The organism is Paenibacillus sp. FSL L8-0340 (assembly GCF_038593145.1).
Taxonomy (GTDB): Bacteria; Bacillota; Bacilli; order Paenibacillales; family Paenibacillaceae; genus Paenibacillus_AQ.
The window spans coordinates 2,872,517-2,894,836 of record NZ_CP151967.1 but is presented as its reverse complement, the minus strand read 5'-3'; the positions used below and the strand labels follow the sequence as shown (position 1 = coordinate 2,894,836).

The window sequence follows — 22,320 nt, the reverse complement described above, 5'->3', positions numbered from 1 at the left end:
GGCGATCATCGATGAGGTTCACATTCCCCATTCTCACCTTATGCCATGGCGGGGCACAACGGATGCTGGTGGAGCTTACCAACGGTCTGACAGCTTTGGGCCACCAGGTTGTGATTCTCATGCCGCTGGAGGGGGACATCTCCTATGAGATCCACTCCACCCTGCTCCGCACCGACCACACGGTGCTGCGTGAAACTGACTTTCCCGCCAGCGATGTCATTGTTTCCAATTTCTATACCACTGTGCCTGTGGCCGAAGCCGCCAGCAAGAATGGAAAGGGAATTCATGTACGCCTGTCCTTATGTTACGAGCCGCTTTTTTTGCCGGAAAATCATGTATCCTTTCCCAGTTATCATACCACCGGCAAGCTGATCGTTCTATCACAGTGGCAGAAGGAATTGATTGAATTAAATCATGGGATTTCAGGAAGTATTGTGCCTGTCGGCATCAGCTCCTCCTTTAATAATATGCGTATCCGCCACAAACTGCAGGAGCCGCTGAACATTACCGCTATTCTGCGCAAGGTTGAGAACGGCTTCTCCTGGCATCGCGAACAGGATTATCTGGTACAGCAGCTGGATATCGTCAAACAGAATCTTCCCGGTGTAAACATCAACTTCATCAGTCCGCCGGATGAATTCTATACCTCGGATTCCCTGCAGCAGATGAAGGCCAGCGGCAAATACCGCTTCTTCACACCTCAGAATGATGAAGAGCTCTGCTATCACTACAATGGTGCGGATATTTTTGTCAGCTCCAGCATTTTCGATACCGGGTCCCTTCCGGGACTGGAAGCTATGCGCTGCGGAGCGGCGCTCGTCTCCGTGTACTCCGGCGGCAATCTGGAATATGCACGCCATGAAGAGAATTGTCTGCTCTCCTTCCGGCACGAGAACCGGCTCGCCGAGGATGTTATCCGCCTGAGCCAGGATCATCTGCTCAGAGCCCGGTTAGCCATGCAGGGAGAAAATGATTCTGTCGGCTGGACCTGGGAGAACAGCGTCAGAATCATGGAACAGAGTATCAAAAATTTCCTCCAAGGCACACCTGTTGACAATCAGCCCAAGTCCGCACTGGTGCGTAGGATGAACAGCTTTAGGGCAGGCAGGTAATAACGATTTCCTCAAAAGCAAAACAGCAGCGCAGCTGCCCGATTGTGGCGTTGAGCTGCTGTTTATGCTGTTGCGGCTTACATACATATGTTCAATTCCCGAAAATAACATCCTGTTTTCCAAGCCGCGTGTCGTTCCATACAGCTCCCAGTGTATCCGGGAAGATCGTTGCCGCTGTAATGTAATCACCGATTAGCGGAACGGGTGTAGGTGAATTCCCGTTCGGATTTGTGGACACATCCGTTACTCGCCGGTTCACAAAGGACAAGCCGCTGTTGATGGATTCCGCCACAAAGACATCCAGCAGGAAACCATCCAGACGGTTCGTATAATAAATTACCCGCACTGTTCCGTTGGAAGGTGACACCGTAATCGATGGTGAAAAATTCTGCGAGCCTGGCGGTGCGCCCGTAATGTTGACCGGCTGGGACCAGAGTAAGCCATCTTGCGACCGCGAGAAAAAGATGTCTGCATACCCCAGCCGGAAATCATTCCAGACCGCATACACAAACCCGCCAAAGGGTCCGGCTGAGATATCCGTCCCGAGGCTGAGATTCGTCTGCACTCGGAAAGCATAATTCGGTACGGGCAGCGGACTTGGCACAGGCACTGTATTGGCAATAAATGTAGCTCCACGGGTAACCGGAGGATTAAAGGTGACTCCGCCATCCAGTGAAACCCGGATATAGGCATATTTAGGTCCCGCCCCAAGCTGAATATAACCGACGTATACCTCACCGGCGAGTCCGACTGCCAGAGCAGCACGCTCAAGCCTCCCTCTCGGATCTGATATACGCTGCGGAGGTTCCCAGCTAACTCCCTGATCCAAGGAACGTTGAAAGAAGATCGCAGAGTTCAATGCTAGATCATAAAGCGGCGTGTAGCCTACATAGGCATTTCCCAGGTACGGACTGGAGGGTGAGCGGTCCACGGCAAGAAATGGCTCATCATTGTGGATATAGAGACCAAAACCCCGCCGGACAATAACAGGGGGGTTAAAGGTCGCGCCGTTGTCGAAAGAGGTATAGGTCGCAATGGTACCGTCATGGAACTCATTAAAAAAATGAACGGCAACAATAAAGGTATTCGGAAACGTATAGTCTATGGTGGGTGCTTCAGCACTCATATACCCCGGAGCCTGCGGCAGAATAGTAGCTGACCATGTCTGCCCCCCGTCAATAGACCTGTAGAATCCGGTCAAAGCTGTACCTGTGCTGTCATCCACCGCCACCGCGCACAGAATATTCGGACTCAACGTATTGACTGCGATGGAAGGTTCAATATGATTGCCCGGAAGCCCGGCGGTAACATTGACATTCACCAATTCGTATCACCCCATTTTTAAGTAGAGATAATTGTTAAGCGGTCAATGTATGTAAGCTCCGGCTGCAGAATGTTTTCCAGGACATTCCCTGCAGCGTCCAAAGCAAACACATTCACGATAGTATTAACAGCACTATAGAAATTGATCTGGGCTTCATAATAATCAGCGAGATTCACAGAAAAGGTCTGAACGACTAACTGCTGGGGATTGACCTGAAATAAGGCCTCGCCCACCGGGACGCGGGTAAAATTGCTGCCCCGGAAATGAAAAATTTGGTAATTGATGTTAATTGAGGATACAATCGAATCATTCAGGCACGAAATCTGTATTCGGTCGATATGGTTGAGTCCGGCCGGCGGGTTGTAAACCGCCCCCGTTGTAAAGGGCATATTTTCTGAACTCCTTTCCGTCTGCTGCAAGCAGAGAGTTTCCCGCAGGACAACGCACAGCCCCTCCTTCGTAATCAGGAATAATACAATTCCATTCATGTGTATGTGGATATTATTTGTCCAATGAGAGAAAACTTTGCCCAACCGGTGAGTAAACGGAAATTAATAATAACGGTCTGGAGTATAAAAAAACTGCCAGGAGCATGATTACTCCGGCAGCCTCCAAAAGTTAAAGTATAGAAAGCCCCGAGAATAAAAGCGGCCCGATAATAACCGGCGGGTTCACCGTACCGATTGAAGAAGCGGTTAAAGCATATCCATAATATCCGGCAGAGATTCCGCTATCTGCAAAAGAGAAATGAACGGCTTCAAAGTCGTTTACTGCCAGCCCGCTGGATCGAATGGTGAAAACCTGCACCGCATTGCGCGAGATTGTAAAAATAATGTCGGAGCTGTTTGGTCCACTGCTTTGAAGGCCGATGGTGGCTTGAAGCAAAACTGAGCCGTTAGCGCCTACAGATAAACCGAATTGTCCCAGAACAGTGCTGTTAGGCAAGCTGTTTACGGGCAATGATGCGGACTGGCTGAAGCTCGCCGGGATGCTTTTTCCGAAATCAATGAGTTGTGTCATGGCGTCACACCAACGATAGTCCTGAGAAATCTACAGGACCTACCAGATTTGCAGAATTAAGCGCAGCATTGTTAACAATCGAGACAGTCAGTGTATAGGCAAAATATCCGGCAGGCACATTGGCATCCACAAAGGAGAAACTGATCGGGTCAAACTGTCCGGCGTTCAGTGCACTTGCCCGAATTGTGAAAATAGCGGCTGCCCCGCGCAAAATCGTGAACAGCAGGTCCGGACTTCCGAGTGTATTTTCAACGCCAACCGAAGCATTAAGCAGGACACTGCCTCCCTGCGCTGTCGCGAGTCCAAACTGGGTCAGTGTATTGCTTGAAGGAGCACCAAGGATCGGCACGGAAATCGACTGGCTGAAGCTGGATATTGAGCTTTTACTGAAATCAACAACCTGGGTCATTACAAAACGCCTCCTTGTCACAAATTTAACTCTATATAGGATATGGCATTATTAAAGAAGTGACTGGACCTCTTCAGCCCCTAAATCCATGACATATATACATAGGCAATCCTTGGACGAATGGATTACACTAAGATTAAATACAATATAGCTATCGGAGGTGAGGCTAGTCATATGAACGTATCGGACAAACAAACTGCCGTGCCTGAGTTTAAATATATGGTGAGCGGCGATTCCATCTCCAAAGGGGTGGTCTATGATGAAGCGAGAAGCAAATATGTCATTCTGGAAGAAAATTACGTGTCGCTGCTTCAGGGCAATCTGAAGGGCGCGCTGCGCAATACGGCCAGATTCGGCAACACACTGCTCAAGGGCTTCGGCAATCTGAAACGGGATGTGCTGAAGGAGAAACCGGATGTGGTACTGATCGAATACGGGGGAAATGACTGCGACTTTCATTGGGAGGAAATTATGAATAACCCTGAGGCAGAGCATAACCCCAAGACCGATTTTACGGCATTCGAAAAAATGCTGCTGGATATGATTGATTTCCTGAAGAGCCAGGGGATTATGCCTATTCTGATGAGTCTCCCTCCGCTGGATGCGGACAGCTATTTCAAATGGGTCAGCGGAAACAACCCGGCGTCGGAAGTGAATATTCTGAAATGGCTCGGCAGCATCACTAAAATCTACTGGTGGCAGGAAAGATACAATTCCACGATAATCAAGGTCGCCGAGAGCACCCGAACCAAAATTATTGATGTCCGGGGCGCTTTTCTCCAGCAGCCGGATTTCACCAAGTTCATCTGCCGGGACGGAATTCATCCCAATAAAGAAGGACACCGCATCATCTTTGATAAGGTGCTGGATTTCATCCGAAGCAGTGAACCCCAGCTGCTGGTGGACAGCACCGGACAGGCTGCACACAGTCATTAAAGTCTAAAAGGCCTGCTGCATAGGATAGATGCAGCGGGCCTTTTGCCGCCTCTTCAGGGATTATGGGCTGGAAACTACCGCAGGCAGCTGGCGGAACAGATGGTTCTGTCTCCTGCATTCAGAAAATGCTGTTCCAGTAAACTGGCTTATTAGGTTTGCTGTGTCTACCGGACTCAGGAGCCGCAATCTTACCAGGAACGTGCTGTATTCCTTGCCGGCGGACTGCATAGCCGTTATTCTCGCCAAAAGGCGGCTATTTATCGCCAAATGTAGAGCATAACGTCCATGAGGTCCGATTCCCCGCTGAATGATGCTTTTTATCCGAAATAGCTGCATTGGAGTCCGGATGCAGCCGCAAAGTGCAAGCAGGTCTGCTCAAAAGCCCCTTATTCAAAGGGCATAGCGGCCAAGGAGCTGGGCGGGCAACACGTTATTCCGCTTCCTTCTCGGCAGCTTCCCGTGAATGCAGCTCTACATAATTGTCTCCGAGCACATTTTTGAAATAATTGCGGTTGTAGAGCATACTGGGATGGACGGGATGATAAAGCAAAGCGGCTTCATTGAATAGATTAGCTTTCTCGCGCTGGCCCAGCCGGTCATAACATAAAGCAAGCTGAAGATTCGGTACCCAGGTGGCAAACGCCTCGTTCTTCACACCCATAGAATCATTATTCCGCGGGAGTTTAATCGCAAGCTCATACCAGTAGACAGCCGGGAGCAGCTGGCCTTTCTCTACATGCCAGGCACCTAGCCGGCAGCAAAACTCCGCCCGGGGGGTATCATACTGCAGCGTGCGGCATAACGACTGGAAGGCTCCCTCCCTGTCTCCCAGCCGCTCCCGGCATTCAGCCAGCCTGAGACAGGCCTGGTAATTATCTTCAACCCAGCCCAAACCTCCGTCGAGGAACAGCTCATAATAGCGGCAGGCTTCCTCATAAATTCCATGGTCGCGCAGCTCGTTGGCATAATAATACTGGTCGCGCGGCGAGAATACCTCACCCTCCGCGACACGTTTCTGATAAATCCGCAAATTGCGGTCCGTGTATACTTTGTCTTTTTCATGAGTGATGCAGACATCACTGCTGTAAGCGGGCCCGTAGACCTCCAGATACTCGTGCACCGGACCTATCCACTTGAAATTGCAGCTTCTGCGGACCAGCCGGTTGCGGCGCAAAGAGGTGACGACTCTCCCCTCTTCGTCAAAAGCCAGATTGTACTGCATGTTCACACTGTCCACACCGTCTGGCAAGCTGTGCTTCAGCTCCCTGAACCGTGCATGATCCACGTCCTTCAGGTAGTCATCGGCATCCAGCCAGAAGATATATTGCTTGGTAGCTTTGCTGAAAGCAAAATTGCGGGCGGCTGAGAAATCATCAATCCAGGTAAAATCATAAATAACCGCCCCATAGGACAATGCGATCTCTTTGGTGTTGTCCGTTGACCCGGTATCCACAATGATGATTTCATCAGCAATCGCCCCTACCGAAGACAGGCAGCGGGGCAGGCTATTCTCCTCGTTGCGGACAATCATGCATAAGCTGATTTCTATCATGGTACCCTCCTCAAAGTTTTGTGAGCACACGCTTTTCTCCTATATTGATATGCACCGCAGCAGGAATGGAACCCTTGCTCCTACCTATGACATTTCCGCATTCACCACTGACCCTAAGGCGAAAGCCCGGAGTGAAACAAGCGCAGTGTGCTTTTTTGAGGACGCTGGCGGTGTTTTTTGTTATAATATCGAAAGAGTTTAAAATGATTCCCTCTGAATCAGGCTTTAGAATTTCATATACAAGAAGGAGACGTTACCTTTGTCAAAGATCATAAAAACCCTAACCATTGCCGGCAGTGACTCCAGTGGAGGCGCAGGCATTCAAGCTGATTTAAAAACCTTTGAGGAGTATGGCACCTACGGCTTCAGCGCTTTAACGACCATTGTCACCATGGACCCGGATAATGGCTGGCACCATAATGTCTACCCGATTGACTCTTCCATCGTGGCGGAGCAACTGAAAACTATCTTTGCCGGCGGACCTGTGGACGCGATGAAGACAGGGATGTTGGGCAGTGTGGATATTGTGCTTGTTGCGGAAAAAGCGATCAAGGAAAACCTCCAGACCAATGTGGTCATTGACCCGGTTATGGTCTGCAAAGGTGAAGACGAGGTGCTGAACCCGGAGAGCGCAAATGCCATCCGCGATCTGCTGCTGCCGCTGGCTACCGTAGCCACTCCTAACCTGTTTGAAGCAGGGGTGCTCTCCGGACTGGGCAAGCTCACAACGATTGAAGAAATGAAAGAGGCTGCACGCCTGATCCATTTACTGGGAACCCAAAATGTTGTTGTCAAAGGCGGGAAAGCGCTAGGTGGAGACCTTGCGATTGACGTCTTCTTCGACGGCTCCGAATATACTGTACTTGAGACCGCCAAGATTGAACCTGCATACAATCACGGAGCAGGCTGCACGTTTGCAGCTGCCATTACCGGCGGCCTGGCGAACGGCCTGTCCGTGCATGACGCAGTAGTCAAAGCGAAGGATTTCGTCTCCGCAGCCATCCGCAGCGGTTACGCCTTCAATCAATATGTCGGCCCTGTATTTCATGGCGGTTACCGCCTGGAACAGTAGGACAAGCCGGGCTGTAGGACTGCACAGGCAGGGCTGTAATTCCCTGACTGAATATGCGTCCCTCAACCTGCTACCTGCTTGGTATACGCATAACAAAACCGTGCCCTGTATAAGGTGGCACGGTTTTTGTTTGCCTATTGTAACAAACCGTTATCGCGCTGCACAAAGCAGCATAATAACGGTTTGTTCTATACAATCGAAGTTTCAGAGAACCTCAAGGCTTATTTTTGAGCGGGTGACTTCCCGGCGATCTTCTCAATGAACGAAATGAGCTTGTCCTTGTTTTCATCTTCACCAAGGACCCCAATGATTATATTTTTGGAATTATGGTTGAGTGGAAGCGCGGAAACAAACGGTGAGTCTGTAATGTCTACACCGTATAGCTCCTCCTTCCCGGTCTCTTCATTCTTCCCCCATTTCAGGCGTGAATCGTCTTTGGCAATCGCTCCGTCTGCTACGACGGCCTCCAGATTCCCGAAGCCATCCTGCCCTCCGATCCATTCCAGGGTTGCTTCATCCAGAATGAGAACATCCGGCTGATTCGCCGCCAGTTCTACAACGGCCTTCTGCATGTAGTTCATATCAAACGTATCCGAACCGGGTCCTGTTTGCGGGAGATAAACGATACTGGCCTCCACCCGCTTCCAATCAGGGTATTGGGCGATAACTGCCTTTTCCAGATCATCCGTCTTACCATCCGGGTCCTGAACCCCGAAATTGCCCAGGAACATGATTTCCGCATCAACCGGAGGCAGAGAAGCGAGGTATTTCTTATGCTGCCAATTGTTATAAAGCGCGTTCCCGCCTACAGCCAGTACAATAACGATAATAATGGATACAATTACATGTGTCTTGTACAGGCGCATAAACCGTTCCCATTTACTCGCAAAACCGGAAAGCTTGCCGTATTTCGCCAGTCTCTGCTGTTCGGCTTCCTGAATCTCCTGCTCGTCCAGACTATCCAGAATAAACTTGAAGGCCTGAAAATCCTCCTCCGGCGCCGACCTTTCGTCATCGGAAGCTTTGGAACGCCGCCGTTTAAGCAGCAGATCAAACCGTTTATTTATCTCTTCTCTGGATACGTTTTCAGACAATCCCACTCGTTCATATGCCTTCTTCAGCTTCTCATTCACATTAAATTTCTCCTTTGGTATGTATGATGCCCGCCTTGCTTCGCCGCTGCCGTCTCTGTTCTTAGCTGCGTTTACTCTTTCATTATATATTTTACTGACACTCGACACAATTTCTCTCTGAATGTTCTGATAACTGACCGTTCAGCAGCGGGAATGGCAGATGCCCCAAGGCCAATGATATAATTTATAAATCATGAGAAATGAAGAAGACGAGGTAACATCAACGTGTATAAATATCTGAAAAGCTTCCTGCAGGCATGGGCGGACTATCCACTGGAGAAAGGCAGTTTTATCGGTAAGCGGTACAGAATAATAGCACAAATTGGCATTGGCAGCTACGGAATTACTTACCGGTGTATGGACGAACAGGAGCAGCAGATTGTAGCTGTGAAGCAGGCCAAGCCGAGCAAGAAAGGAATCGGCCAAAAGATGCTGGCCTGGGAACGGGAGGTCATTTCACAGCTGGAGCATCCCTTCATCCCGGCCTGCCGCGATTATTTCAGCGAGAACCGCTCCTATTGGCTGGTGACAGATTATGTGGAAGGCCAAACCTTAGAGGATCTGATCTTTGCAGATAGCCGGACTTTTGGAGAACAGGACACGGTGAAGTGGACACTGGAGCTTATGAAACGTGTGCAATATGTTCACTCAAAGGGTTTTGTTCATCTGGATATCCGCATTCCAAATGTGATTATGCGGGGTGAAGACCTCTATTTGATCGACTTTGGATTAGCTGCGCTGATCGGCGGCAATAACACAGCAGCCCGGCAGCAAACACAAACAGGCTCCAACAGCATAACGCCGTCGAAGCCTGCAACCATACAAGGTGATCTATTTGATATCGGACATCTAATGCTGTTCATGCTCTACTCCCGTTTCAGCCCCACATCCGGTGCAGCTGAAGGCAACTGGATGGAGGAGCTTGAGCTCTCACCACAGCTGGAGCTTATTCTCATCAGGCTGCTCGGTGAAGGTGTACCTTATCAGAGCACCTCCGAGTTTGTCTCCGAACTATCGGCAAACCTCCCCGGGCTGAAGTCTTAACCGCTCAGCTCGAATGGCTGCCGTATCTATTCTTATAATATTTATGCCCTTTATGACCGCTGCCATGACGGTAGTCCGAGGAAGAGCCTCCCCGGGATCTTGGTCTGTCACTGCTGGAATGACGGTAAACCTGTGTTTTCTTATCGGAGCTGGAATGACGGGCATACCCTTGCCTTCCCCGTTTGCTGCTAGAGTGTTTATGCTGGGAATGCTCAACGGAATGAATTACCTTTTTCAGCAATTTCTTAAACATACCATCGCCTCCTCTGTAAATTGGCCAAGACCTTATGTTCGTCTCAGGGTACTACATGTATATGCAACAAAAAAGCTGGGGTTTAGAATATACTAAAATTAGAACATATTTTTTGCCCTAGTGCAAATTTGCAGGGATTTGACCGGTTCGGTATCAGCTTGGACACTCCATCAACATAAACACCATTTCGTGTTTTCCATTGTTATTTACGAACTCCCCTGCCGGCTTAAAGCCAACACTGTTATATAAAGCAATGGCCCGCTTATTAAACGCGGCCACGCTTAATCTGAATCGCTCAGGGCCGTACTTCCGCCGGGCAAATTCCATACCGGATTCCAGAAAATCGCGCCCTTTGCCTTCTCCGGTGAGTTCCGGCTTTAAGCCAAGACCGATATCGAGCACCTTGTCACCTATGTACAAACCCTCACGGATTCCACCGGGAACCTGCGCGTTGCGCCCGTAACAGAAAAACCCGGCCAGTTCATTCTCAGGGCTGATCACAGCATAATAGGAGCCGTCCAGCAGTTCTTGAATGTCTTCAGGATCGTCAGACAGATTGTACATCGCATACGGCGCTTCATAGCTCCATTTCACGATTTCCCGCGCATCCAGCTCTTCCATGAGCCGGATTTTATAATGCAGCATCTCATCTCTCCTTTACAATAAACAGTCACTTATCCTCTACCTGAGTTTACACGGTTTACGGTACAGAAATAAACCGGCGAGAATATTCTCTCGCCGGTTCGCTCCCTAAGGAGCCGCGATAGGACCCAGCTTCTGCTCGCTTATTCAACGCTGTCGCTGATCAGGATGGACAAGGCATTCTTGGCCTCCAGACGGAAGGTTAACAACTCTCTTCCCTGCAGCTTCACAGCAACATTCTCCGCCTTCCCGCTGTCATTGAACAGCACGGCAGCAATGGACTGGTCCGTATTCTTGAAGGCAACGGAACGAATCACCTCGTTGCCCGAAGCGGATGCAATGCGCACCGCTTGCGGGCGGATAATTTTGCTGAAATGAGCCAGCGCGTAATAATCCAGCGTATACACCAGCTCCCGGGTCTGCTGGTTGACCTGCACGATTCCGCGGCAGGTGCTTGTGCCAAAGCCTGGGACCGTAGGGCCGTTATGTTCATCCAGTGCCATATTCCACAGGATAAACGATTTGCTGTGATGTTTTAGAATTTCAATCCCGGTCCGCATGACATTCGAGAAGGCCTGCTCAAACGGCGGAATCCATTCTCCCCCTGAGCCTTCGGTAAAATGAACCTCTTTGCCGGCAAAGGCTTCAAAAACCTCCGATTGGGCCGACGGTTGCCCGCCGTACCAGTGCCAGGCCACACCGTCTACCTCTTCGTTCGCCTGCTCTAATACTGTCAGAGGATAGTCGGGGCGGTCCCAGTTGTGATCATAGCTAAGAATTTTTGTCTCCAGCTGATGTGCTATAAATGCGGGTTTTAAATGATTTTTAATAAAATCAATTTGCACCTCGGGTTGCATCAGCATACTTGGGTAATGTGTCGGTTCGTATAAGGGTTCATTTTGCGGGGTGACCGCATAAATTGGCAGCCCTTTGTCAGCATAGGCCTGAATGTAACGCACGAAATAGTTCGCATAGGTGCCGTAATGTTCTTTTTTCAATTGTCCGGCTTTCATCGATCTATTCGTTTTCATCCAGCCGGGAGCACTCCAAGGTGAAGCAAACAGCTTGATTGCCGGATTCAGCTTCAAGGCCTGCTGCAGTAAAGGGATGATATCCTCTTCATCATGAGCCACTGAAAAACGGGCCAGCTCCGGATCGGTTTCCTGTTCAGGCAGATCATTATAGCTGTATAAGGTTCGGGCATAATCGGATGCCCCCATCGGATTTCTTAATACAGACAGGCCAATTCCGTCCTGCGGATCGAACAGCTTGGTCATGACCTCTGCTTGCTGCTCCGCATCCAGCACCTGATGGATCAGATAAGCAGCCGAATCCGTAAAGGAAGCACCGAAGCCATCCATCTGCTGGTAGGTTAGGTTGTCATCAAGGGCAACTACACTAATCTCCACTCCCGAAAGAGCAGGCAGCAGCTGCTCCGGAGACTGTTTCTGGAATAGCTCGCCTTCACCCTTGGACTGGTAAATCAATAGCTCACGCATGTGTTTCCCTCCAGTTTCTATATTTCGGACTCAGGCTTGTTCACAGATTATTTTATGCCCAATTTTTCTTTGTTCAGCTTCATCTTTTCACTGCGGATTTCCACGATCTTATCCCAGCTGTTGGCATCCAGGAAGGATTTGTAGCCTGCAAGGATACTGTCGAACTCGGCTTCGCTCTTTGACCGTATCATGCTTACCAGCGCTGTGTTCCAGTTCGTATTAATTGCTGTCAATGCCCGTGCTTCCGGGGTACCTTGGTCAGGGTTAATGTTCTCAAGAATGAAATGCGGTTTCAGCTTGCCTTTGCCCCATTCCTGCATTTGTTTAATAGATTCAGGGAATGCGTCGTCGCTGATAGATTTATGACGGTCATGCCCGAAGAACATAAATTCACCCATCCGGTAGTCTTTCTTGAATTTATCCGCATTGTTGAGCTGCAGGTCTTTAATGGCAGGCAGCAATTCCACCTTGCCCTGATCGTTTTTCTTATAGGTTTCGCCTTCAATACCGTAGTTCATCAGCATCTGGCCTTCTTCGCTGAGCAGGTAGGTGAACAGCTGAATGGCTTTGGCCGGATCCTTGCTGTCTTTTGTAATGTAGCTGATCATCCAGCCGGTAATCCCGGACTGATTCAGGGTTGGCTGATTTCCAACAGTGCTTTGCGGACCGTCAATGGCAATATACTCCTTGCCCGGGTTGCCGCTCATGAAGATTTGCAGATTGCCGCCTTGCTGAGGTGTGCCGTCAAGGAAAATGGTAGCGTATTTGCCGGACTTCACTTTTTCCTCAAAAGCGGTTCCGTCATCGGCAAAGCTGTCATCGCTGATATTCCCGTCCCGGTAGACGGCATTAAGCGTTCTCAGCCAGGCCAGATAATCTTCATCCAAATTGCGGTTGTAGAATCCGCCATTGCTGTCTTCCAGCGGCACCCCGATAAAGTCCTGCAGCACATCGCCCAGGGATCCGCTGCCTTCACCGATAGAGTTGAAGCCGAAAGGAATCATGTCCGGGAACTGTGTTTTGATTTTGTCCAGTACACTCTTGAATTCTTCCGGGGTGCCCATGCTTGGCTTTCCAAGTGCTTCGTATACATCCTTGCGCACAATAAATGCGGTTTTGGCCGGGATGTTACCGCTGTCATAATCGGCCTGCGTATTGGAATAGTTCGGGTAGCCATAAGTTTTGCCATCCTTCAACTGAAACCAGTTCAACGTGTCCTGGGCTGCAACCTTATTGAAATACGGATCATATTTTTCGGCCAGATCATTTAACGGAACCGCCCAATTTGCGGCTTTTTGCACGATTTGGGAGTTCGAGTCAAAGATAGTCAACAGATCCGGCATTTTGCCGCCGGCAAAAAATGTGTTTAATTTGGTATCGTCACCGGTAATGAATTTAATATTAATATTCAGATCCTCTTTGATCTTCTTGGTCACTACATCCTTGCCGAAATCGGTGTTCCACCAGTCTGCATTCACATACCAGGTAAGCTCAGTGGTTTCTTCCTTTTTGTCCAGCGTCCATGCCGGTTTTTCCGGGTCCGGTGTGTAACGGTCTTCTATGGATACCATGTTATTTTTAGATCCGCTTTTGGAATTGCCGCCTGATCCGCAGCCGCTGACTACCAGCATGACAGCCATCAGTGAAATACACAGCTTGAGCCCTTTTGTAGCGAATGCTCTGTTCATCTTTTTGTCCATTGTGTAACCTCCCATTTTTTGTAAACGCTTACTTGAGACTTCACAACTGTCTGCTTTTTTCTCTACTGCTCTGCAAGTGACCTCTACTCTTTTACCGCCCCCATCATCATGCCAGAGATAAAGTACCTTTGTAGCAATGGATACATTACAACAATCGGCAAGGTGGTAATGACAATTGTCGCAAGTTGAACCCCTTTGGTGGTCGTTTCGATCACAGCTGATCCTCCGATATTCTGCATGGATTGCGTTTGAGACTGCACAATAATTTCATACAGCTTCATTTGCAGCGGATATAAGTTTTGATCGGTAATATAAAGTTTGGTTGTCATGAAGTCGTTCCATTGTCCGACACCGTTGAATAAGGCAATCGTAGCCATAGCTGGCATGGACAGCGGGATGAATATTTTGAGAAAAACACGCCAATCGCCAGCGCCGTCGATCTTGGCTGATTCTTCAAGCGAATCCGGCACATTTCTGAAGAAATTCATCAGTATGACAACATCGTAATAGCTGAAGAGTGCGGGAATAATGTAGACCCAGAAGCTGTCGAGCATCCCCAGGGATTTGATCAGCAGGTAGGTTGGAATCATCCCGCCCGAGAAAAACATGGTGATGACGCCCATAGCCACGTACAGCTTGCGGCCGCGTAAATACTTTTTGCTGAGCGCATAACCGACCATCGCACAGAAAAATACATGGGTAATGACGCCGATCAGCGTTTTGGACACCGAGATAAAAAAAGATTGCCAGATGCTGCTGTCCCGGAAGACGGCGCGGTAATTTTCCATTGAGAACTCTTTGGACCAGAATATAAACCCGCCTTCCGCCAGCGCCCGGCCTGAACTGAGTGAAGAAATAATGACATTCCACAAAGGGACTAGAATAACAACGGTAACAAGCACTAGCAGCGTTATATTAATGGCATCGAAGATTCGGCTGTCGAGATCTTCCTTAACCGCCTTTCGATTCATGGGAAGGCCTCCTTCTATAGGACTGATTGATTGTCATTCAATTTGCTGGTAATCTGGTTGGCGGTCAGCAGCAGAATCACCGATACAATGGATACGCCCAGCCCGACGGCGGTAGCATAGGAGAAATCCCCCTGTGTCATCCCCATACGGTACACGTAGGAGTTGATGACTTCCGCTTTAACCCGGTTTTGCGAATTCATGAGTACGAGCGTTTGATCCAGGTTTGATCCCAATAAACCGCTTACAGTTAAGATCAGATTTAGACTGATAATAGGCTTCATGTTAGGCAAGGTAATATTCCAGATTTGTCTCATCCGGCCTGCGCCATCAATTTTGGCTGCTTCATAATAGGTAGGATCGATCTTGGACATGATGGCCAAATACAGAATCGTTCCCCAGCCTGCCTCTTTCCAGATATCCGACAAGGTGGCAATCCACCAGTACTTCCCGGCATCCAGCAGAATGTTCTGCGGCTTCGAGATAATCCCCAGATTAAGCAGCAGCTCGTTGAACAGTCCGGTAGTCGAGAACCAGGTAATCAGCATGCCGCCGAGCACGATCCAGGACAAAAAATGCGGCAGATAGGAGATGGTCTGTACAAATTTCTTGAAACGTCCCATGTTCAATTCATAAATCATAATGGATAGAATGATGGGAATAACAAAACCGATGGCCAGCTTCAGAAAGCTGATTCCCAAGGTGTTGATGACCGCGTCCCAGAAGTATTTGTCGGATAGAATGATTTTGAAATTATCCAATCCTACCCAAGGAGCAGTATCCAGCGTATCAATGACCGTGTAATTCTTAAAGGCAATAGACAAGCCGTAAATCGGAATGTAGCAAAAAATAATCATAAAAATGATGCCCGGGAGAACCATGGACTGAATCTCCCATTGTCTCTTATAATCAACCACGAATTCTTTGATCTTTTGCCCCATTGATCTCTTCCCGGCTGACGGTATGGTGGCTAATTTATTCACATTCCGCACTCCCCTCGTATGAAAGTCCAAGCTATAAAAACGTTTTTATTTTTGACAGTAAAAACCCCCTAGCGCATAATTATAAAAAGAGTCCGGAATTGTTGCTCCCTTGTTGCACTCTATCTCTGCTTAATTCCGGCCGATCTTCACTTGACTAGAACCCCGCACGACCAGCTCCCCGGCTAATTTCTGTGCCTGTCCCTGCTCTTTCTGCTGAATCATACGGACCAGGTGGTCTATGGCCATAATTCCTTGTCTGGCGATCTGATTGCGCACCGTGGTAAGCGGTGGTGAATAATACGGAGCGATATCAATATCATCGAAACCTATTACGCTGATGTCCGAGGGGACTTCGTAGCCATAGGTCTTCAATGCCTGAATACATCCCATCGCACTCACGTCATTTCCGGCTAAAAAGGCATCGGGTATATCGTCAGGATTGAGGTGGAGATAGGATTTCACGGCAATATAAGTACTTTCTTCCTCAAAATAACCTTGCAGAATATACTCATCCTTAATCGGCAGTCGTGCCTCACGCAGGGCTGCCAGATATCCTTCCTTACGCTGAACACTGTCCAGCATCGTATCCACCCCGGATATGTAAGCAATTTTTTTGTGCCCGAGATTGATCAAGTATTTGGCAGCCTCATAGCCAGCGATATAGGAATCGAATATCACACTGCCCATCGTTTCGTTCTCGATCACCCGGTCCAGGAATACCGTCTTGATCTTGTCTTTCAGCATCACGTTAATGTCATCGTCATCAATTTTGAGTTCTTCGTAAATAATGACCCCATCCACGCGCCGGCCCAGGATATTGCTCATAATTACTTGTTTATCTTTGGTAACAAACACATTCAGTCCGTATCCTAAACGGTCGCACTCACGGGCCATGGTTTCAACCAGCTTATAAAAATATGGACCCGTAACACTTGTAGTGAAGAACCCGAGCATTTTGGTCGTACCGGACTTTAACAGCTTGCCGTTCAGGTTGGGAATATAATTCAACCGCTGAGCAACCTTGAGCACATGAGATTTAGTCTCCGGACTCAGCACATCCACATCATTCAACGCGTTGGACACAGTAGAAATTGAGACGCCAGCCTCTCTGGCAACGTCCTTGATTGTTATCTTTGCCATGAAATTCGTCCTTTGTTATAAAAACGTTTTTATAAATTAAAATTATCATAAAACCGTTTTCATTTCAATAGCTAATTTGAAAACATTAACAGCCCTCCGGCAAACCGAAGGGCTTGGTGAAACCCTACTTCTCCACAAATAGAAGCAATTGCTTACAACGGCAGTCCATCCTCCAGCTTGCTCAGCGCTTCATCCAACACTGCCGCGAAATCCTCTTCCGGGTGTTCTGCATAATGAAGCATGACCGAGATGTTCACACCGATGACCGCTCCCGCAAAAGTGCGAACTGCGAGATCATTCGGCTGACGGCCAACACGCCCCGCTACCATCTCCGCAATCAGCTGCATCATCTGCGTCATGCTGTTCATCATCGCTGACCACAGCTCAGGAATCGCAATCACAAGCTGATTCCGTTCGCGCATCGTAGCCAGCTCATCTTCCGACATATCTACTACCTCGGACATCATGGCATTTTTCAGCGCCTGGAGCGGACTAAGTTCGGACGGCTGTGCCTCAAAGGCAGACACGAGCAGAGGATCATAATTATCACGGGTCAGCACATCCTCCTTGCTTGAGAAGTAGCGAAAAAAAGTGCTGTAGGAAATTTCAGCAGCTTCGGCAATCTGTTCCACAGTGGTTGACTTATAGCCTTGCTCACGGAACAGCCGCAGGGCATGCCGTTGAACCTCTGCCATGGACTTCGCCTTTTTACGTTCACGCAATCCCATGTTTCGTTTCCCGCCTGTAGGCATAGTACACACATCCTGTCCTGTTAAAATTAACTTGTAATGAACTTTCCCCTTATTTCCATATGTCAGTTCACAATAAGTTCTACTACTCCCTGTCCTCCGTCCACAATTACACGGTCGCCTGTCTTCAGTCTTGCTGTCGCACAACCGCAGCCGACAACAGCCGGGATACCCAATTCTCGGGCTACGATAGCCGCATGCGACAACGGCGCACCGATGTCGGTTATAATGGCCGCAGCTCTCGGAAACAGCGGTGTCCAGCCTACATTAATCGTCGAAGCCACCAGAATTTCACCGGCTTGAAACTGCTCTCCCTCTTCCGGTTTGGCCAGTACACGCACCCGCCCTTCAATCCTTCCAGCGGCTCCGGCAGAACCCTTCAGCCTTTCGCCATGAGGGTGTTCAGATAAGGGAACCGGTCGGGAAGCATCGTAGTAATCCAGCCGCCGTTGCGGATCCTTGGCCCACTTGAACGGTTCAAAACGTCCCCGGAGCATCGAAGGCAGCGGCGGCAATGACTGATACCTTGCATACGTTTGCTTGCGTGCAGAAAAATATTGTACAGCAGTCAGATTACCTGTGGCAAGCCAATCCAGAATCTCATCCAGATATAGAAAAAAAACATCCTCTCCTATTCCCGCAAGCTCACCTGCTTTAAGCGCAAATGCGCGGTTCACCCGCATCGTTCGGGTCCATTCGGAACGGACGGCTTCCCGCAGGCGCGGGCCCTCTGACGCTGCCTCTATCCGCCGGGCAATCCGCTTGGCCTTTGCCGGGAACTGCTGCTCGAACGCCTTCAAGGCTTCTCTGCTCCGGACCCGCTGTCTCTGCAGAATGTCCTCCACGTCCATAGGGGCCTTGCAGAACTCAGCGATCTGCTTGTCCAGCCACGCGTCATCTTCTCCCGGGTCAGGATACGATAATTCCATTTCATTCGGTCCCCGGTGGCCATACTTCACAAGGTATTCCTTCCGGCTCATTTCTCCCTTTATTACTCTGGAGATTCCGATCAGCGGCCCCAGGCTTTCCAGCTCTACGGAGCCCCCGGCGTTGGACAGCAGCCTATTGGCCTCTTCTTCTCCGGCCGCCTCGCTAAGCTGCTTATGCAGCTTCTCAAACTTCTGCATTTGGGCAGAGGGCGCTTCCAGCGCCGACCACAGCGCCGTGACATTCTGCGGCCACAGCTCCTGCCTCCAGAGTGACAGCAGTTCCTCCCGGGTTGTTGCCGCTTGGAGTCTGGTTGTCAGCCGTCTGCACCACTCCGGTGAATCTTCCAGGAACTGCGGAAGGGTTCTAACGGTCTGGCGAATTTGTTTCATACTATGCATCATCTTGGGAAGCACAGTCTTGAGCAGCTCCCGTTTGGTAAATGGATATACCGGCAGAGCCATGCCTTCAGGAAGCTCTCCAAACACCCGGCTCATTTTCTTCCATATCGGCTTGGTATTCAGTCCAAATGCCGAGAACATCGATACCGAAAGACTAACATTAGTGTACACCCTTCCGCAAATATTGCCGGACATCACATAATGCCCCGGAATAATATTGTACTCTTCATCCAGGGAGCGCAGGATAGACCAGGTCAGAGGAGTTAAGACACCGGAGATGGATTCGCCCACATTGGTATTGGTCCAGAGAAAATCACCAGCCAGCGAGTCGTTGATCTCGAATGTATTGCGGTTTCCCGGGTTCAAGGTCGTAACCGGTCTCGTCTGCAGGAGGTAGACCCGCCCCTTTGCGACCGCCCACTCGATATCTTGGGGAGCTCCAAGCTCCTTCTCCAGCCGGCATGCATACCGGTATAACTTGGCTGCATACCGCTTGAACTCACCCGGGCCTTCATATCTGCCCCGGTTCCTTGCCAGCGTGAAGGAATATGCGTCGCTCTCGCCTGAAACTAACTGTTCTCCCAGCCCATAGACATAATTCCCCGGCAGAACCGTGCGGCTGCCTGTTATGGGGTCAGCGGTGAACAGGACTCCGGAGATTTCCGAGTGAATCATCAGCTGCACGACAATGGCAACCTTATGGGAGGAGTCCATGTCCTGCATGGAGCTGTAGACTTGAACCCGTTCGCTATCCTTTGAGTGATACACCGTGTACATCGCTTCACGAATCTGTTCATCTGTTTCCACGTTCAACACCGTTTCGAATTCCCCGGCAAAAGATGCCTCCGCCGAATCTTCACTTAAAGCCGAAGATCTGACAGCAAATCGTGCATTCTTATGTATCATGCGGATTTTCTGCAACCTGGCTGCACTTTCAGTCCAAGCCTCTTCCTTTAATTTATCGCTTTCAAAGGCCGAAGGAAAGACAACAAATCCCTCCGGCACAGGATATCCCGCCTGAAGCATTCTGGAGAGCATCGCTCCCTTACCTCCTGCTTCGACATATTGCTCCGGGCTTAGCTCGGCGAATCCTCGGATCATCTGTCCCATATCCAATTGCTCCTTTTGATATATTTGAAACTTTATTTAATTTGATATTAAGTTTCATTTAATACTTTATTCCACTATTGTATTAAACGTCAAGCTTTACTTCATCTATCTAGGGCGTGTCTTCAAACCGCTTCCCCGTCAAAACCTGCTGCTGTATGCCCTAAGGAATCATGGGTACAGTGCCATTTTCTGATCACACGCGGAGAAAGGCGTTTCGCCACCAGGTAGTTTTTTCGGTGGAGGCTTACGTCTCGGTGTTTCAAAGACTTCGCTCTTCTTTCGAAGGCTTGTGTGTGCGACTGGAAAGTGTATTCTTGGCTCTGAGTACAAACGGACCGAGTTGCACTTATTTGGGGCTTTTATCCTGTTACAGGAGACAACGGACTCCAGCGCAGTTATTTCTCCCTGATGGACGTTTTTAAAGAGAATGCAGAGCAGTAAGGTCGCCTGGGTCCGCAAAAGAGAATAAACAGGGATTTTACTCTCCAGAGCTCTTCCAATTTGAAGACATGCTCTAGTTGATTAATTCCGTCAACAAAAAAGGTGTTCTCAGCAGTTATGAAATGGCTGCTAAGAACACCTTCGTTTGGTGAACAGGATAAACATGAGCACTTGGTGCGAATACTCCGCGACCGGACCGTTGGTCCAATCACTGTGTTCCACACTTTTTTTGAACTTGTTTTGCAAAATATATCAATGGTTCCGATAGGTAATATCTAGCCCATCGAGATATTAACATTCCAGAAGGAGGTTGTCTTATTTCAAGTCATGAACAAGATCAGCCTTCGGAGCTGCAGGAACAACTCACCCTACTCAATTTTTTGATGATTTGGCTTGGTCCTGTATCCCTTGCCGCGGGCAAGTTTAGCTTTGACTTTTCAAAACTTCCCGGGTTATACTTTACCTACGCTTAATTTCCAGCCTTTGGCAGGAAAGCGGGGGAACCAGTCTTTTGGGGCGAATCATTCACAGAATGTAGGGTACCATCTTACCCGAGTCCGTCAGCTAACCTCGTCAGTAGTGGATGGGTCTGCTTTTTTAGGTATATTCATAACCAGAGACCCTTGCTAAGGGTCTCTTTTTTGTATTCTCATGACCCTGCTGGCAGCAGTTTGGCTATCGACCTCAAGGCTCCCTTTTTTCTCACACTATGAGACCAAGGAGAGATGCAAGTGCAAAAGGTAAGGTACATAACGGATATCAACAAGGTTGCCATGCTGTCTGAAACGGAGAAAGAAAAGCTGAAGGAGATCACCGGCAAATTTGCCTTTCGGGTCAATGACTATTATCTGTCGCTGATCGACTGGGACGACCCGGGTGATCCGATCCGCAGGCTCGTCATTCCAAGTGAAGGTGAACTTGAGGAGTATGGCTGCTGGGATGCATCCGATGAGGGAATGAATTATGTAGTGCCGGGATGTCAGCACAAATACAGAACAACGGCCCTTCTGATTGTCTCCGAGGTGTGTGGAGCTTACTGCCGCTACTGCTTCCGCAAGCGCCTGTTCCGCAATGATGTGAAGGAAGCACAAACCGATGTGGCTCCTGGGCTGGAATACATCAGGAATCATCCAGAGATCAATAATGTGCTGCTTACCGGCGGAGACAGCCTGATTCTCTCTACCTCTAAGCTGCGCTTCATCATCGAAAGCCTGAGATCCATTGACCATGTGAAGATTATCCGGCTGGGCTCCAAAATTCCCGTATTTAATCCCATGCGCATTTATCAGGACGAAGAACTGCTGGAACTAATCCGTACTTATTCATCGGAGGACAAACGTATTTACGTCATGGCGCATATTAATCATCCCCGGGAAATTACGCCCGAAGCCAAACAAGCATTCAGAGCACTCCATAATGCCGGGGCAATCGTGGTTAATCAAACACCGGTGCTGAAAGGCATCAACGATGATCCGGCGGTACTCGGAGAACTGCTCGACCGGCTGTCCTGGGCCGGAGTCACTCCCTATTATTTCTTCGTGAACCGGCCCATTGCCGGCAACCGCGAGTTCGTTCTGCCGCTGGAGCGTGTCTACAACATTGTTGAGGAAGCCAAGGCCAGAACCTCAGGTCTGGGTAAGAGAGTCCGTCTATCCATGAGCCATTCCTCCGGTAAAATCGAGATACTGGCGATTGAAGACGGCAAGGCCTATCTGAAATACCATCAGTCCAGAGCGCAGGAGTACGGCAAATTTATGATCCTGGAATGTCCACCGGATGCGGAATGGTTCGATGATCTTCCCGGGAGCGAGAAGCACTGGACCCATCCTGCTTCCACTTCCCAGATCCCGCAGCTCCTATAAAAGCCAGCACAGTCCCCTTGTCAGCATCGGGACTGTTTAGCGT

20 protein-coding genes and 1 riboswitch are annotated in these 22,320 nt (G+C 49.2%); of the genes, 5 read left to right on the top strand and 15 right to left on the bottom strand.

The window, feature by feature from the left end; genetic code table 11:
• The first annotated feature begins 11 nt into the window (after positions 1–11).
• Complete coding sequence (locus NST07_RS12830; protein WP_341092182.1) at positions 12–1,112, top strand: glycosyltransferase family 4 protein; 1,101 nt, start codon at positions 12–14, stop codon at positions 1,110–1,112.
• Positions 1,113–1,203: 91 nt separating this feature from the next.
• Here NST07_RS12830 and NST07_RS12825 read toward each other — a convergent pair whose 3' ends face one another.
• From NST07_RS12825 to NST07_RS12810, 4 genes are all read right to left on the bottom strand, one after another.
• Positions 1,204–2,433: an exo-alpha-sialidase gene (locus NST07_RS12825; RefSeq protein ID WP_341092181.1), complete on the bottom strand. Its 1,230-nt coding sequence runs from the start codon at positions 2,431–2,433 to the stop codon at positions 1,204–1,206.
• 20 nt (positions 2,434–2,453) lie between these two features.
• The gene (locus NST07_RS12820) at positions 2,454–2,825 is read right to left on the bottom strand and encodes a hypothetical protein (protein WP_341092180.1); all 372 of its coding nucleotides are present in this window, start codon (positions 2,823–2,825) and stop codon (positions 2,454–2,456) included.
• Positions 2,826–3,054: 229 nt separating this feature from the next.
• Positions 3,055–3,456, bottom strand: a complete 402-nt coding sequence (locus NST07_RS12815) for a hypothetical protein (protein WP_341092178.1) — start codon at positions 3,454–3,456, stop codon at positions 3,055–3,057.
• A 4-nt stretch (positions 3,457–3,460) separates the two neighbouring features.
• A complete protein-coding gene (locus NST07_RS12810) occupies positions 3,461–3,865 on the bottom strand; it encodes a hypothetical protein (protein WP_341092176.1) in 405 nt (134 codons plus the stop codon).
• 174 nt (positions 3,866–4,039) lie between these two features.
• On the opposite strand from NST07_RS12810, the gene NST07_RS12805 reads away from it, so the two are divergent.
• Positions 4,040–4,801 carry an SGNH/GDSL hydrolase family protein gene (locus NST07_RS12805; protein ID WP_341092174.1) on the top strand — a complete coding sequence of 254 codons (762 nt, stop codon included), beginning with the start codon at positions 4,040–4,042 and terminating at the stop codon, positions 4,799–4,801.
• 430 nt (positions 4,802–5,231) lie between these two features.
• On the opposite strand, the gene NST07_RS12800 is transcribed toward NST07_RS12805, so the two are convergent.
• Positions 5,232–6,353 (bottom strand): glycosyltransferase family 2 protein, encoded by a 1,122-nt coding sequence (locus NST07_RS12800; protein ID WP_341092173.1) that lies wholly within the window; start codon positions 6,351–6,353, stop codon positions 5,232–5,234.
• Positions 6,354–6,612: 259 nt separating this feature from the next.
• Here NST07_RS12800 and thiD point away from each other — a divergent pair, with 259 nt between their 5' ends.
• Positions 6,613–7,425 carry a bifunctional hydroxymethylpyrimidine kinase/phosphomethylpyrimidine kinase gene (thiD, locus tag NST07_RS12795; RefSeq protein WP_038590041.1) on the top strand — a complete coding sequence of 271 codons (813 nt, stop codon included), beginning with the start codon at positions 6,613–6,615 and terminating at the stop codon, positions 7,423–7,425.
• A gap of 221 nt (positions 7,426–7,646) precedes the next feature.
• Here thiD and NST07_RS12790 read toward each other — a convergent pair whose 3' ends face one another.
• Positions 7,647–8,558, bottom strand: a complete 912-nt coding sequence (locus NST07_RS12790) for a hypothetical protein (protein WP_342481699.1) — start codon at positions 8,556–8,558, stop codon at positions 7,647–7,649.
• Positions 8,559–8,783: 225 nt separating this feature from the next.
• Between NST07_RS12790 and NST07_RS12785 the strand changes: the two genes are divergently transcribed.
• Positions 8,784–9,602 carry a protein kinase gene (locus tag NST07_RS12785; protein ID WP_342481698.1) on the top strand — a complete coding sequence of 273 codons (819 nt, stop codon included), beginning with the start codon at positions 8,784–8,786 and terminating at the stop codon, positions 9,600–9,602.
• 4 nt (positions 9,603–9,606) lie between these two features.
• On the opposite strand, the gene NST07_RS12780 is transcribed toward NST07_RS12785, so the two are convergent.
• The 9 genes from NST07_RS12780 to NST07_RS12740 form a co-directional block, all read right to left on the bottom strand.
• The gene (locus NST07_RS12780; RefSeq protein WP_341092167.1) at positions 9,607–9,855 is read right to left on the bottom strand and encodes a hypothetical protein; all 249 of its coding nucleotides are present in this window, start codon (positions 9,853–9,855) and stop codon (positions 9,607–9,609) included.
• 153 nt (positions 9,856–10,008) lie between these two features.
• Positions 10,009–10,500 (bottom strand): GNAT family protein, encoded by a 492-nt coding sequence (locus tag NST07_RS12775; RefSeq protein WP_341092166.1) that lies wholly within the window; start codon positions 10,498–10,500, stop codon positions 10,009–10,011.
• Positions 10,501–10,640: 140 nt separating this feature from the next.
• Positions 10,641–11,996 carry a glycoside hydrolase family 30 beta sandwich domain-containing protein gene (locus NST07_RS12770; RefSeq protein ID WP_341092165.1) on the bottom strand — a complete coding sequence of 452 codons (1,356 nt, stop codon included), beginning with the start codon at positions 11,994–11,996 and terminating at the stop codon, positions 10,641–10,643.
• A 47-nt stretch (positions 11,997–12,043) separates the two neighbouring features.
• Positions 12,044–13,696, bottom strand: a complete 1,653-nt coding sequence (locus NST07_RS12765) for a sugar ABC transporter substrate-binding protein (RefSeq protein WP_341092163.1) — start codon at positions 13,694–13,696, stop codon at positions 12,044–12,046.
• An 83-nt stretch (positions 13,697–13,779) separates the two neighbouring features.
• The gene (locus NST07_RS12760) at positions 13,780–14,667 is read right to left on the bottom strand and encodes a carbohydrate ABC transporter permease (RefSeq protein ID WP_341092161.1); all 888 of its coding nucleotides are present in this window, start codon (positions 14,665–14,667) and stop codon (positions 13,780–13,782) included.
• A gap of 14 nt (positions 14,668–14,681) precedes the next feature.
• Entirely contained in the window at positions 14,682–15,605 is a 924-nt protein-coding gene (locus NST07_RS12755) for an ABC transporter permease subunit (protein ID WP_341097636.1), read from the bottom strand.
• Between the two features lie 171 nt (positions 15,606–15,776).
• On the bottom strand, positions 15,777–16,787 hold the full coding sequence (locus NST07_RS12750; RefSeq protein WP_341092158.1) for a LacI family DNA-binding transcriptional regulator: 1,011 nt from the start codon (positions 16,785–16,787) through the stop codon (positions 15,777–15,779).
• Between the two features lie 152 nt (positions 16,788–16,939).
• Positions 16,940–17,515, bottom strand: a complete 576-nt coding sequence (locus tag NST07_RS12745) for a TetR family transcriptional regulator (RefSeq protein ID WP_341092154.1) — start codon at positions 17,513–17,515, stop codon at positions 16,940–16,942.
• Between the two features lie 86 nt (positions 17,516–17,601).
• On the bottom strand, positions 17,602–19,974 hold the full coding sequence (locus NST07_RS12740) for a PEP/pyruvate-binding domain-containing protein (protein ID WP_342481697.1): 2,373 nt from the start codon (positions 19,972–19,974) through the stop codon (positions 17,602–17,604).
• Between the two features lie 897 nt (positions 19,975–20,871).
• A riboswitch (cyclic di-AMP (ydaO/yuaA leader) is annotated at positions 20,872–21,007 on the top strand.
• A 139-nt stretch (positions 21,008–21,146) separates the two neighbouring features.
• On the opposite strand from NST07_RS12740, the gene NST07_RS12735 reads away from it, so the two are divergent.
• Positions 21,147–22,277 (top strand): KamA family radical SAM protein, encoded by a 1,131-nt coding sequence (locus NST07_RS12735; protein WP_342481696.1) that lies wholly within the window; start codon positions 21,147–21,149, stop codon positions 22,275–22,277.
• The last annotated feature ends 43 nt before the right edge of the window (positions 22,278–22,320 follow it).

Coding starts and splice junctions, on each gene's coding strand:
- NST07_RS12755 (WP_341097636.1), bottom strand. CDS start 15,605: ATGGGGCAAAAGATCAAAGAATTCGTGGTTGATTATAAGAGACAATGG.
- NST07_RS12770 (WP_341092165.1), bottom strand. CDS start 11,996: ATGCGTGAGCTATTGATTTACCAGTCCAAGGGTGAAGGCGAGCTATTC.
- NST07_RS12765 (WP_341092163.1), bottom strand. CDS start 13,696: ATGGACAAAAAGATGAACAGAGCATTCGCTACAAAAGGGCTCAAGCTG.
- NST07_RS12805 (WP_341092174.1), top strand. CDS start 4,040: ATGAACGTATCGGACAAACAAACTGCCGTGCCTGAGTTTAAATATATG.
- NST07_RS12820 (WP_341092180.1), bottom strand. CDS start 2,825: ATGCCCTTTACAACGGGGGCGGTTTACAACCCGCCGGCCGGACTCAAC.
- NST07_RS12810 (WP_341092176.1), bottom strand. CDS start 3,865: ATGACCCAGGTTGTTGATTTCAGTAAAAGCTCAATATCCAGCTTCAGC.
- NST07_RS12760 (WP_341092161.1), bottom strand. CDS start 14,667: ATGAATCGAAAGGCGGTTAAGGAAGATCTCGACAGCCGAATCTTCGAT.
- NST07_RS12775 (WP_341092166.1), bottom strand. CDS start 10,500: ATGCTGCATTATAAAATCCGGCTCATGGAAGAGCTGGATGCGCGGGAA.
- NST07_RS12745 (WP_341092154.1), bottom strand. CDS start 17,515: ATGGGATTGCGTGAACGTAAAAAGGCGAAGTCCATGGCAGAGGTTCAA.
- NST07_RS12815 (WP_341092178.1), bottom strand. CDS start 3,456: ATGACACAACTCATTGATTTCGGAAAAAGCATCCCGGCGAGCTTCAGC.
- NST07_RS12800 (WP_341092173.1), bottom strand. CDS start 6,353: ATGATAGAAATCAGCTTATGCATGATTGTCCGCAACGAGGAGAATAGC.
- NST07_RS12750 (WP_341092158.1), bottom strand. CDS start 16,787: ATGGCAAAGATAACAATCAAGGACGTTGCCAGAGAGGCTGGCGTCTCA.
- NST07_RS12740 (WP_342481697.1), bottom strand. CDS start 19,974: ATGGGACAGATGATCCGAGGATTCGCCGAGCTAAGCCCGGAGCAATAT.
- NST07_RS12830 (WP_341092182.1), top strand. CDS start 12: ATGAGGTTCACATTCCCCATTCTCACCTTATGCCATGGCGGGGCACAA.
- NST07_RS12780 (WP_341092167.1), bottom strand. CDS start 9,855: ATGTTTAAGAAATTGCTGAAAAAGGTAATTCATTCCGTTGAGCATTCC.